Source organism: uncultured Bacillus sp. (assembly GCF_958411575.1).
Lineage (GTDB): Bacteria > Bacillota > Bacilli > Bacillales > Bacillaceae > Bacillus > Bacillus spizizenii.
Genome location: NZ_CATYRA010000006.1, coordinates 67,995 through 80,234 on the forward strand (window position 1 = coordinate 67,995; position 12,240 = coordinate 80,234).

Annotated in this window: 12 protein-coding genes and 1 riboswitch; of the genes, 11 read left to right on the top strand and 1 reads right to left on the bottom strand. The window is 45.7% G+C overall.

Features of this window, described 5'->3' with window-relative positions:
* Positions 1-7 precede the first annotated feature (7 nt).
* From yvrH to Q5C82_RS11360, 3 genes are all read left to right on the top strand, one after another.
* Positions 8-721, top strand: a complete 714-nt coding sequence (gene yvrH, locus Q5C82_RS11350; protein WP_041521068.1) for a two-component system response regulator YvrH — start codon at positions 8-10, stop codon at positions 719-721.
* The gene (gene yvrG, locus Q5C82_RS11355; protein ID WP_003221640.1) at positions 718-2,460 is read left to right on the top strand and encodes a two-component system sensor histidine kinase YvrG; all 1,743 of its coding nucleotides are present in this window, start codon (positions 718-720) and stop codon (positions 2,458-2,460) included. Before yvrH ends, yvrG begins: the two co-directional genes overlap by 4 nt.
* A 68-nt stretch (positions 2,461-2,528) precedes the next feature.
* Positions 2,529-3,407: an SMP-30/gluconolactonase/LRE family protein gene (locus Q5C82_RS11360; RefSeq protein WP_003221642.1), complete on the top strand. Its 879-nt coding sequence runs from the start codon at positions 2,529-2,531 to the stop codon at positions 3,405-3,407.
* 37 nt (positions 3,408-3,444) lie between these two features.
* Here Q5C82_RS11360 and Q5C82_RS11365 read toward each other — a convergent pair whose 3' ends face one another.
* A complete protein-coding gene (locus Q5C82_RS11365) occupies positions 3,445-4,236 on the bottom strand; it encodes an SDR family NAD(P)-dependent oxidoreductase (protein WP_003221644.1) in 792 nt (263 codons plus the stop codon).
* Positions 4,237-4,390: 154 nt separating this feature from the next.
* Positions 4,391-4,531: riboswitch (cobalamin riboswitch) on the top strand.
* A gap of 104 nt (positions 4,532-4,635) precedes the next feature.
* Between Q5C82_RS11365 and Q5C82_RS11370 the strand changes: the two genes are divergently transcribed.
* The 8 genes from Q5C82_RS11370 (at position 4,636) to Q5C82_RS11405 (ending at position 12,213) form a co-directional block, all read left to right on the top strand.
* Entirely contained in the window at positions 4,636-5,589 is a 954-nt protein-coding gene (locus Q5C82_RS11370) for an ABC transporter substrate-binding protein (protein WP_003221647.1), read from the top strand.
* Positions 5,552-6,613, top strand: coding sequence for an iron ABC transporter permease (locus tag Q5C82_RS11375; RefSeq protein WP_003221650.1), 1,062 nt, complete (start codon positions 5,552-5,554; stop codon positions 6,611-6,613). Before Q5C82_RS11370 ends, Q5C82_RS11375 begins: the two co-directional genes overlap by 38 nt.
* Complete coding sequence (locus Q5C82_RS11380; protein ID WP_079996642.1) at positions 6,613-7,944, top strand: ATP-binding cassette domain-containing protein; 1,332 nt, start codon at positions 6,613-6,615, stop codon at positions 7,942-7,944. Before Q5C82_RS11375 ends, Q5C82_RS11380 begins: the two co-directional genes overlap by 1 nt.
* Positions 7,945-7,965: 21 nt before the next feature.
* The gene (locus Q5C82_RS11385; protein WP_003221654.1) at positions 7,966-8,547 is read left to right on the top strand and encodes a cob(I)yrinic acid a,c-diamide adenosyltransferase; all 582 of its coding nucleotides are present in this window, start codon (positions 7,966-7,968) and stop codon (positions 8,545-8,547) included.
* 175 nt (positions 8,548-8,722) lie between these two features.
* Positions 8,723-9,991 (top strand): MFS transporter, encoded by a 1,269-nt coding sequence (locus tag Q5C82_RS11390; protein WP_003221656.1) that lies wholly within the window; start codon positions 8,723-8,725, stop codon positions 9,989-9,991.
* A gap of 161 nt (positions 9,992-10,152) precedes the next feature.
* On the top strand, positions 10,153-10,533 hold the full coding sequence (liaI, locus tag Q5C82_RS11395) for a cell envelope stress-induced membrane anchor protein LiaI (RefSeq protein ID WP_003221659.1): 381 nt from the start codon (positions 10,153-10,155) through the stop codon (positions 10,531-10,533).
* 26 nt (positions 10,534-10,559) lie between these two features.
* Positions 10,560-11,240 carry a stress responsive protein LiaH gene (gene liaH, locus Q5C82_RS11400; RefSeq protein WP_003221661.1) on the top strand — a complete coding sequence of 227 codons (681 nt, stop codon included), beginning with the start codon at positions 10,560-10,562 and terminating at the stop codon, positions 11,238-11,240.
* A gap of 100 nt (positions 11,241-11,340) precedes the next feature.
* Positions 11,341-12,213 (top strand): DUF4097 domain-containing protein, encoded by an 873-nt coding sequence (locus Q5C82_RS11405; RefSeq protein WP_003221662.1) that lies wholly within the window; start codon positions 11,341-11,343, stop codon positions 12,211-12,213.
* Positions 12,214-12,240 lie beyond the last annotated feature (27 nt).

Genomic DNA, 12,240 nt, shown 5'->3' on the forward strand with positions numbered 1-12,240 from the left:
CATAAAAGTGGAAAATGCGTCAATTTTAATCGTAGACGATGAGAAAGCGATTGTGGACATGATCAAACGCGTTCTCGAAAAAGAAGGTTATCGAAATTTACTGGATGCGGCAAGCGCAGAAGAAGCGATTCCGGTTGTGAAGGCCAATAAGGTTGATTTGATCGTGCTAGATGTCATGATGGGCGGAATGTCCGGTTTTGAAGCCTGCACGCTGATCAGAGAGTATTCAGACGCTCCGATTTTTTTCCTGACGGCAAGATCATCCGACGCGGATAAATTGTCCGGATTTGCGGTTGGGGCTGATGACTATATCACAAAACCATTTAATCCATTGGAATTAGCGGCGCGGATCAGGGCGCACCTCAAGCGGACATATCAATCGAAAGAAACGAATTCAAATCAAACCTATACATATGATTATTTTACATTTTCTCCGCAAAATGCCGAGCTGATTGTAGGCGGGGAAGCCGTTGCTTGTTCAGCTCAGCTTTTGCAGCTTTTGCAGTATTTTTGTGAACACCCCAATGTGGTGCTTTCCAAAGATCAAATTTATGAAAAAGTTTGGGGCTATCCTTCTTACGGCGACAACAACACCGTCATGGTTCATATCCGCAAGCTCAGGGAAAAAATTGAGCGTGATCCAAGCAATCCGGAGTATATTGTAACCGTTCGCGGTCTCGGCTACCGTTTTATCCCGAATCCTGAAGGCAAGCGGTCATGAGATTAAGATGGAAGTTTTTGTTTCACTTTTTTGGGCAGATGCTGATTGTGATCCTGCTACTTACGGTTATGCTTGTCGCTTCATTTTTCTATTTAGACGCTCGATTTAGCGATGCGGAATCGAATTCTGGGCTGACAAAGGCAACCACCGACACACTTGAGGCATATCTCGATATAAATGAAGACGGGACATGGGAAGTCGATAATTTTCTGAAGAAATCTGTCGATAAACAGCACGGCTGGATGCAAATTATTGATTCCAATGGGAAAACCGATTATTCCTACAGCGTGCCGAAAGACGTGCCGGGCACCTATACCAAGAAAGAGCTCTTGTCTATTTATAAAACCAAAAAGCTTAATAACTATAAGCTGAATTATTGGGCCATCAATATTGAAGATAAGTCGTATCTTCTATTGTCCGGCTGGAAATCAAAGAGCGAACAGCTGCTGACTTCCGTTGAAAAGCGCGAACAAAAGATAGATTCTCTAGCACATTATAAGTCCAGTACCATCGACTATATTAAGCGGGAAAAAGGCGCCATTTACCTATTAGACAGCAATGGAAACATTCTCGACAGCATTAACAGCACAAAAAGTGAAAGAAAAACGATGAACCAGCTGGAGCTGCTTAAATACAGCTCTAAACCTTGGAACTATAAACGGGAAATTTCCGTTAAGATCCTCAATAAAGACAGATGGATGGTCGCTACGGTGCCGAACCCTGTCTATGTAACCGATCAGGAGTTTAACAAATCGTTTCTGAAGGTTGTGCTAAAGGCAATGTTCCTGATTATGGGTGTTCTGTTCCTGTATATCATTTGGATGACCATTTGGTATATGTTCCGATTCGGGCTGCCGATTTTTCACACGATTAAATGGCTGGTCAATCTATCAAAAGGGAAGCTTGAGGAACCGAAAAACCGGAAAGGCCTTCCTGTCAGCAAAAACAAAAAGGGGAAAATCAAACAACCGTACCGCTTCTTCGGAGAAATATTTGAATCAATGGATCAGCTGACTGAAACGCTGAGACGAGATAAAAGAAACAGAGAAAAAATCCAGGCGACAAGAGAAGAATGGATTGCCGGTTTGTCGCATGATTTAAAAACACCGCTCAGCAGCATTTACGGCTACAGCATGATGCTTGAGTCGAAGCAGTATGACTGGTCGCCGGAAGAAGTGAAAGAAATGGGACAGGTTGTCAGAGAAAAATCCGAATACATGTCCAAGCTGATTGAAGACTTAAATTTAACGTATCGGCTGAAAAATGATGCTCTTCCAATTGAGAGAAAGCTCACAAACCTGATCCCGTTTTTTAAAAATGTCATTGAGGATTTCAAGAAAAATCCGTTTTCTGAAGGGTATGATATCTCCTTTGTATCCATAGAAGAGCATATTGAATTTGCGCTTGATGAAGCATGGTTCAGGCGAATATTAGAAAATCTGCTTGGGAATGCCGTAAAGCATAACGACAAAGGAACGGAAATTCAGGTCATTCTAGAACAAACAAAAAATCATATTTCGTTGAAGGTTAAGGACAATGGGAAAGGAATGGATGAAGAAACGATTACCCATTTATTTAACCGTTACTACAGAGGGACGAACACAAAAGATCCATCTGCCGGAACGGGCCTCGGGCTCGCCATTGCCAAGGAGCTTGTCCATCTGCATAACGGGACGATTCATGTAAACAGCAGAATGAACATTGGAACGGTCATTACCATCCTTTTCAAAAAACTATAAACATGTGGTTTGGACACCTTTTTGCCGGGAATAACAATATATAGACTGAAGCTAAAGAGGTGTAACACATGGACGCAGTATTGGAAGCAGACACTCGGGCAGTGATTGGAGAAGGCCCGTTATGGGATGAAGAAAATGGCCGCTTATATTGGGTGGATATCTTAGGGAGCGAGCTCCACATCTTCGACCCTGAAGAAAAAATCAACCGGTCTGTCAAATTCAAGACCTTTGTGACCGCGCTTGCGAAATATTCAAAGGATGAGCTGATTATGACGATGAAGGAAGGGTTTTACCTGTATCATCTTCAGGATGACAGCTTGGAAAAGATCAAACAGCCGAAGGATATGGATGAGAGCCTGCGTTTTAATGACGCGAAATGTGACCCGTACGGAAGGCTTTGGGCGGGGACGACGAGCATGGAAGGCGAACAAAAACAGGCTTCGCTATACCGTTTGGATCCAGACGGCAGACTTATCAAAATGAAAGATCAAGTCTCCACCTCGAACGGTTTGGATTGGGATCGCGAGCGGAATCTGATGTATTACATCGACACGCCGACACAGGAAATTGTGCGCTACAGGTATGATCCTGAAAGCGGAGATGTCTCAAATCCAGAACCCGTCTATCGTTTTGATCAATCAGAAGGATTGCCGGACGGCATGACAATCGACCAAAATGGCATGCTGTGGGTGGCGCTGTTTGGCGGCAGCCGCGTGGTTCACATTGACCCGTTTCAGAAAAAAGAAATCGATTCAATCAGCGTGCCGGCTAAATATGTCACGTGCTGCGCGTTCGGCGGCAGAGACTTAAAAACCCTTTACATCACGACGGCAACGGAACAAATGACAGAAACAGAAAGATACGAGCAGCCTCACGCGGGAGGATTGTTTTCAGCAAAATTGGAAACAGGCGGCTATCAGCCGGTTCCATTCGCTGGAGATGTATAAAAAAACGCATCCGAAACACGGATGCGTTTTTTGCATATTACAGAGAACGGATAATGCCGCCTTCCACGCGCTGTGCCGTGCCGTTGATGGCGGATGCGGCGTCAGATGCGAGGAATACGATCGTGTTTGCCACTTCTTCTGCTGTCGCGTATCGCTGAATAAGAGAAGTCGGCTCATTAACTTTAAAATAGTCTTTGATGAATGTATCTGTATCCTGACCGGCTGCTTTTGCGGCACCTTCCATATAGGATGCCACGCCCTCTGTCCAAGTAGGTCCCGGAAGCACTGAGTTGACTGTCACATTCGTGCCTTTCGTCATTTCAGCCATCCCTCTTGAAAGGCTGATCAGTGCCGTTTTTGTCATGGAGTAAGGAATCATTGTTGGAAGCGGTTTGATGCCTGCTTCACTTGCGATATTTAAAATGCGGCCGCTGTTTTTGGCAAGCATTTTTGGAAGGAAGTGACGGCTTGTCCGAACCGCGCTCATCACGTTTACTTCAAAATATTGATTCCACTCTTCATCTGTCACATCGGCAAAGTCTTTTACCTCAAAGAAACCAAGGTTGTTGACAAGAATATCGATATCACCGATTTCATTTACTTTTTCAATAAAAGCCGCTGCTTCATCTGTTTTTGACAAATCGGCAGCCGCACCGTGCACCGTTCCGTATCCAGAGAGCTCTTCAATCGTGCGATCAACAGTCTCCTGTTTGCGTCCGTTGACAATCACTGCCGCTCCCTCTTGCAGAAAGCTTTTTGCTGCGGCTTTCCCGATGCCGGAAGTCGAGCCGGTGATTAAGACGAGTTTGTCTTTTAGCTTTAAATCCATAAGAATCATTCCTTTTTATACATGATGGTATTAAGTATACAAGAACAAAATTAGTGTTTACGAGGATTTTGCTTCCATACATATACCGGGGGAAAAGTCATTCAGGATGCATATACAAGCCTGTCAGTCATATAGTATAATTACTCCGAAAAAAGGATACGAATGTCAAATAGGTGCCGGTCCGTGAACAACAGCCGGCTTAATAGGGAAACCGGTAAAAGCCGGTGCGGTCCCGCCACTGTAATTGGCCATAGCGCCAAGAGCCAGGATACCTGCCTATTTGATCAGCACGAAGTCTGCGAGGACAGATGATGTGTAAACAATAGGCTTTTTTGTGTTGTTTACAGCATCTTTACCATCGTAGAGATGCTTTTTTTAGTTCACTTAGGAGGAAAGGTTATGAAAAAACTAGCCGGAATATGGACTGCGCTTCTGCTGGCTGCCGTTATGATGGCAGGCTGCGGCAATACTGCGGATCAGAAGGATTCCAAGGCAAAACAAAAGACAGAAGCGTCTGAATCGTTCCCTGTCACTATTGATGATGCGTCAAATCAAGATGTGACTATCAAAAAGGAGCCAAAAAAGATTGTGTCATTAATGCCGAGTAACACTGAAATTACATACGCTCTCGGTCTCGGTGACAAAGTGGTCGGTGTCACCACAAACGATACATATCCAAAGGAAGTCAAAAAGGTTGAGAAGGTCGGAGATATGAATGTAAACGTTGAGAAAGTCATTTCTCTAAAGCCGGATCTCGTTCTTGCTCATGAGTCTTCCATGTCAGCGTCAGCGGATGCCATCAAACAGCTGAGAGACGCGGGCATTACCGTGCTGACTGTCAACGATGCACAATCATTTTCCGAGGTGTACAAATCAATTGAAATGATCGGAGAAGCTGCCGGGGCAGAGAAAAAAGCCGATCAGCTCGTAAAAAGCATGAAATCAGATTTGCAGGATATGAAAGAAAAAGCAAAAACCATTTCAAAAGAAGAGGAGAAAAGCGTATTTATCGAGGTTTCTCCTGATCCTGACATTTACACAACCGGAAAAGACACGTTTATGAATGAAATGCTGAATGTCATCCATGCTAAAAACGCAGCAGCGGACCAAACAGGCTGGGTGCAAATGACAGACGAGGCGATCGTAAAACTCAATCCTGATGCTATCGTGACAACAGACGGGGTGAAAGCGGAAGCAGTGGAAAAACGTGATGGCTGGAACGAAATCAATGCTGTGAAACATCATCGAGTGTACGATGTTGATCCAGATCTCGTGACACGTTCCGGTCCCCGTCTGATCGAAGGGGTCGAAGAACTTGCGGAAAGCATTTACCCGGATACGTTTAAGGAATAATCGTTATGCCGCATATATCATCGGTTTCTCATTTTTAGCCGCGAGCATCATCTTAGGAATTTCTTACGGCAGCCTGCAAATTCCTATCCCCGCTATCTTTCGTATCTTTTGGCATGAAGGCTTCGGTGGCTCTATCGGCTCAGATGACCCGATGTACACAACTATTATGATGAATATCAGACTCCCGAGAGTTGTGCTGGCCGCCCTTGTGGGGGCGGCTCTTTCTATCGCAGGGGCCGCTTTTCAAGGACTGTTGAAAAATCCGCTTGCTGATCCCTACACGCTCGGCGTTTCATCCGGTGCTTCAGTCGGAGCGGTGGTGACCTTGTTCTTTGGCTTGCAGCTTCCTGTCATCGGAGGGTTTACACTCCCGGTTGTGAGTGTAGCCGCGGCACTTGTCACGATGGCGGCGGTCCTTTCCTTCAGCCGCCTCGTTCATGCTTCAATGTCTGTTTCCACCCTCATTTTGACCGGTGTCATCATCAACTCATTTTTAGGCGCATTTATTTCTCTCATCATTGCCCTGACAGGCGACAACCTGTTGCCGATTGTGCACTGGCTGCTTGGCAGCGTCTCAATGAGGGGCTGGAGCTATGTTATTCTGTTTCTGCCGTTTTTTCTTTTGGGAACGATTTTACTGATCATAAACGGAAGAGAGCTGAACGTGATGACTTATGGAGAAGACAAAGCAAAGCTTCTCGGAGTCAGTGTCCAGCAGAGAAAAATGCTGATTTTGATCGCCGGCTCTCTTTTGACGGGAAGCGCTGTGGCTGTATCCGGCACGATCGGCTTTGTCGGCCTTGTGATTCCGCATATCACAAGGCTTTTGTGGGGAACTGACCATCGGCATTTACTGCCGCTGTCCGCCTTGCTTGGAGCAGGTTTTCTCGTTTTAGCCGATCTGCTTTCCAGAACGATCATTGAGCCGATTGAACTGCCGATTGGGATCATTACGTCATTGGCGGGGGCACCTGTTTTCGCCCTTATTTTAATTCGGCAGCAACGCGGGGGGAGAAGCTTATGATGAAGGCAGAAGGGCTGTCGGGCGGGTACGGAGACAGCAGGCTGATCAACAATGTCAGCTTAACAGTGGAGAAGGGTGAATTTCTTGGTATTCTCGGCCCTAATGGGAGCGGAAAAACCACGCTTTTGCGCTTGCTGACAGGTACGCTGCCGGCCAAGGAAGGCAGCGTTTATCTGGCTGGCAAACCGCTGGCGGACTATAAACCGAAGGAACTGGCGCGAATTATGGCCGTCCTGCCGCAAAAAACGGATCAAGCCTTTACCTTTACCGTCAAAGAAACGGTAGCCTTCGGCAGATATCCATTCCAAACAGGGCTATTCAGACAGCAGACTGAAAAGGATGAAGCCATTGTACAGGAAGCAATGGAGCAAACTGGAGTGTCCGCTTTTGCGGAAAAATCGATCCGTGATCTAAGCGGAGGTGAACAGCAGCGGGTATATTTGGCTCAAGCTTTGGCCCAGCAGCCGCGTATTTTATTTCTGGACGAGCCGACCAATTTTCTCGATCTGGCTTATCAAAAAGAACTGCTTGATCTCATCAAACGCCTGACAAGAGAAAATGGATTGGCAGCAGTCAGCGTTTTTCATGATTTGAACACCGCGAGCCTGTACTGTGATGAGCTCTTGTTTATGAAAAACGGTACAGCCGGGCCTAAGCAAAAACCGGAATATGCTGTCTCAGAACATCACATAAAGGCGGTGTACGATACAGATATCACCGCTTTGGTTCATCACAGCTCACCTAAACCAATGATTGTGATTCAGCCTGAAAAAGACAGCGTAAAGCAGCGGCCTATCCCATTTGAAACATTGCTCCAGGCGGGGAGCGATGACATTCTACTGCAAACGGAAATCCCGCTGCGTACATTGTCCTCAGCGCCTATCGGTGCAGGATTCTCGTGGAGCAGGACGCTGATCCTGAAACGGCTGCCGGTTCAGGAAGATCCTGTACAAGGGCTTACTGCCAGCCTATTAGAAAACGGTTTTCATCTGACTGAAACTTGTGCGATGGCTTCTCCGGGAAGGCTTGACCGTTTTGTGTATCGAACGTATAAAGATGGAGAGTTATCCGTTTTCATATGCGTCATGACCGGCTTTTCGATCTGGATTTTGATCAACGGCTATGCGGCAGATCAATTCTTCGTCAAAGCCCTAATGACCGCCGAAGCCGAACGGGTGAAAGTGCTCGGGGACGGACGACTGACAGAGGGTGATATTCTCATCGCCGCGACACAAACTCAGCAATCTCAAAACACAGAACAGCAGCTGAATCAATTGATACAGAAAGGGACAGCTGAATGTGTAAAAGAGGCGGCAGAGCTGTTTGAATAAGTCTGTAAAGGAGACTCATGTATGAAACTATATACAAAAACAGGCGATAAGGGACAAACGGGCTTAGTCGGAGGCAGAACGGACAAGGACAGCCTCCGTGTCGAAAGCTACGGCACGATTGACGAGCTGAATAGCTTTGTCGGGCTAGCTTTGGCAGAGCTTTCCGGGCAGCCCGGCTTTGAAGATTTGACAGCCGAGCTGCTGATCATCCAGCATGAGCTGTTTGACTGCGGAGGCGATCTGGCAATCGTCACAGAAAGAAAAGACTATAAACTAACGGAAGAATCCGTTTCCTTTTTAGAAACGCGCATTGATGCCTATACATCAGAAGCACCGGAACTGAAGAAATTTATTCTTCCAGGCGGCTCGAAGGGTGCTTCGCTTCTCCATGCGGCGCGCACCATAACAAGGCGGGCGGAACGCCGAGTGGTGACGCTGATGAAATCGGAGGAGATCCATGAAACAGTGCTGCGTTATCTCAATCGTCTTTCCGATTATTTCTTTGCCGCCGCACGGGTTGTGAATGTGAGAAGCGGCATTGACGATGTGGAATATGAAAGAAGTGCTATTGTGTTTCGGGACCAAAACAGCAGCAAATCATAAAAAAAGAAAACGAAAGCCGGCGTGTTCAAATTCATGCTGGCTTTTTTGTTTTTCATTCTGTCAATCTCCCATTTTACGACAAAAAATGAACCTTATGAATTATTGACTGAAAAATGGAAAAATGAGATATTGTAACAAATAGATGTAAAAAATAGGCAGTGGGGGGCTCTGATGGATGGTGAATTTAATTGAAAGTGATAGCATCTGGAAGAGAAATTTCAATTATCTTTTTTTCTCAAGAATAGTTAAGATATCCGGCGATATGTTCGCATTTAATTCGATATTATGGTTTTTAATTTATGACGGCAAAGGTGCGATCGGCACTGCTTTATTGATTGCTGTTACTTTTTTGCCGGAAGCTGTACTGGCGCCTGTGACCGGTCCTTTCATGAAACAAAATACGCTGAAATTTTGGATGTACTTTTCAGATCTGACAAGGGCTGCGATAGTCTTGATTATTCCTCTTTGTCATTTTGCGGGCTTCTCTCCGCTGTGGTTTGTCATGACACTTATGATTGTGCATTCTGCTACAGGGGCTGCCTACAATCCCGCCTCCATAGCTTTAATTCCCCAAATCGTAAATGAACAGGGCATTCAAAAAGCAAACGCTGTGCTGCAATCCTCCGCTCAAATTGTCCGGCTCGGAGCTGTCACGTTATGCGGTGCTTTTCTTACATTTATCAGCCCTTCTTATACAATGCTTATCGCACTTGTTCTCTATTTGGTTTCTGGTTTTCTCGTCCTTTTTATTAAGTACACTGCGGTTGAATCTCAATCAGAATCTGCTGCCGTTAAGCAGAGAGGCACATATATCGGCAGACTAAAACGCGGCTTTACGCTCGTGAGAAGACATCAGATTTTATATCCGCTCGCCATTTATTGTATCTTTATGAATTTCGCGGCTGCCCCTTGGGAAGCGCTCTCAGCCGTTTACGTTGCGGAAGATTTAAACGGCCAGCCGATCGTTTACTCGCTTTTAAAGGCCACCACCGCCGCAGGCGCGTTTTTATTGGGGTTTGTGCTGGCGAAAGTCAAAGTAAACAGATATGGCCTGTTATTCGTAACTGCTGGCATAATTGAAGGATTCGCTTTCTTTATTACCGGTATGAATACTTTTTTGCCGCTCGTTTTTCTCGCTGCGTTTACCTTTGGCGCCGCAGTCAGTGCTGTTAATGTTCCTGAGTACACGATTATCCAGACCTCTGTGGACAGTGAGGATCAGCCGCAGGTCTACGCTGTTATACATATGATCTCTAATATTTCCATACCTGCCGGAGCTGTCATTTGCGGATATGCTGCAAACGCTTTTGGTTCAGGAACTGTGATCGCTGTCGGAGGGGTTGTCGAAATTATTGCGGGTATTGGCATTTTACTGTTCACAAAGCTGGCTAAAGCAGAACGGTCCGACCTGATCAAAGAAAGGGAAGCAAGTGTTCATCTGTAAAGGGTTTTGAAACGCCATGCCTCGTGCATGGCGTTTTTTTGTGTCCATAGGTCCAGCACGAGATACGACTCCGGTCTTATATAAAAATCAATCTCTGATTCGTTTTGCGCAAATGCCAATTTGTTTAAGATGAAGACAAGGAAAACGAAAGGAGGATCTGCATGAAGATAAACAAGAAAACAATAGGCGGATTCTTATTAATTGTATTTGGGATCTCCGTCTTTTTTGGAGGAGGAAGCTTCGGCTTTATCATCCCGCTCGCCATAGGGAGCTTGATGACATACGCAGGAATGAAAAGATTTGCCGCAGGAAAAACGATTACAGGAATCATCTTGGGCGGTATCGGAGCGATCATGCTCATCTGTTCACTTCCGTTTGTCGTCGGAATTGCGCTGGCTGCCGCTATGGTGTATTACGGCTGGAAGCTCATGAAAAACGGATCAGCTGATAACGGTGTGTCATCTTTTGATCCTGAACCGGCTTCGGCTGCCTACCAATCTCACTTTGATGACGAATGGGAAGAATTTTTGAAGAAAAAATAATATCAGCATATTAGGAGGAATCAGGTATGGTATTAAAAAGAATGAGAGACATGTTTGTTGCGTCAGTTCATGAAGGTCTTGATAAAATGGAGAACCCAAAGGTGATGCTGAATCAATATGTCCGTGATATGGAAAGTGACATTGCCATAGCAAAACAAACAATTGTGAAACAGCACACGATTGCCTATCAATTTAAGAAAAAATTTGAAGAAGCAGCTGAAGTGGCTGGAAAACGCCAAAATCAGGCACAGCTTGCATTTGACGCAGGTGAAGAAGAGCTGGCGAAAAAGGCGCTGACTGAAATGAAGTATTTAGAAGGGAAGGCGGCTGAACATAAAGCGTCCTATGAACAAGCGAACAGTCAGCTGGCTGATCTGAAACAACAGCTGGCTGCACTTGAAACAAAGCTACAGGACGTAAAGGATAAAAAGCAGGCGCTGATTGCCCGGGCAAATGCCGCGAAAGCAAAAGAGCATATGAATACGACATTTGACAAAATTGACAGCGAAAGCGCGTATCGTGAATTTTTGCGTATTGAAAACCGTATTGAAGAAATGGAAATCCGCGCGAATTATTCAAAGTCAGCGGAAGCCGGCACAGAACTCACGCGGAAAGAATTCGCAGACGATGTGGAAGCGGAGATTGAAAAAATGCGGGCGCTCTCACTGCAAAAATCAGATCAGACATCACAAGCAGCAAATGAATAAGCGGAACGGGGAAGGACTTGCGGTCAAGTCCTTCCCTTCCGCACGTATCAATTCACAGGCTTTTCCTTTATAATAGAATGAATGAGAAGGATGAAATCGAATGAAAAAAATGCTGGGCAAACTGTTGATCACTGCCGGTATTCTTGTATTTTTTGCCGTCGTCGTAAAAGACGTGTTTGCTGCAGGCTTGGGTTTCGTAAACGGCACAGAAGCCGATTCAGCCAGCGCAGCGCCGCGAGACATCGACAGCGTAGTCATTGAGTCAGATAACAAGGATGTCCAGATCATAGCAGAAGAACGAAATGACATATCGGCAGGCATTTCAGGAGACTCAGGAAAGTTATTTGTTACTGAAAACAGAAGAAAACTGGAGCTGACCACAAAGGAAAAAGAATTTCAATTTTTGAATGGGTTTAATCGCTCTTCCCTTATTGTCCGGATTCCATATGAGTATAAAGGGGATCTGACGGTGCGAACCTCAAGTGGTGACGTGTCAGTGGACGGGAATCATCATCTTGCGCTTTCCGGACTGAACGCAGTATCCGCGAGCGGAAATATGAGAGTGACGGACGTCCGCCTTAAAGATCTGAAAGTAAAGGGGGCATCCGGAGATGTTACCCTTTCAAATACCATCTCCAAAACAGCCGGCATTGACTTAGCTTCAGGAGACGCAAATCTGGCTGATGTAACAGGCTCTTTTGATGTGAAAATGACTTCAGGAGATCTTGATGCTTCACTGAAAAAGGTAACGGGTCCTGTATCTGTCACACTGACAAGCGGTGATGTGGATTTGAGCCTTCCCCAAAACGGCAGTTTTACAGTCCATGCAAAATCAGCAAGCGGGGGCGTCAGTTCGCCGTATTCATTTGCAAATACAGCACATAAAGAACATCATCAAATCACAGGCTCGCAAGGAAGCGGCCGGCATCAAATCGATATCAAAACGGACAGCGGGGATGTAACGATAAGGTAGCACCAGGCAGAAGAAAGGAGGCGGACA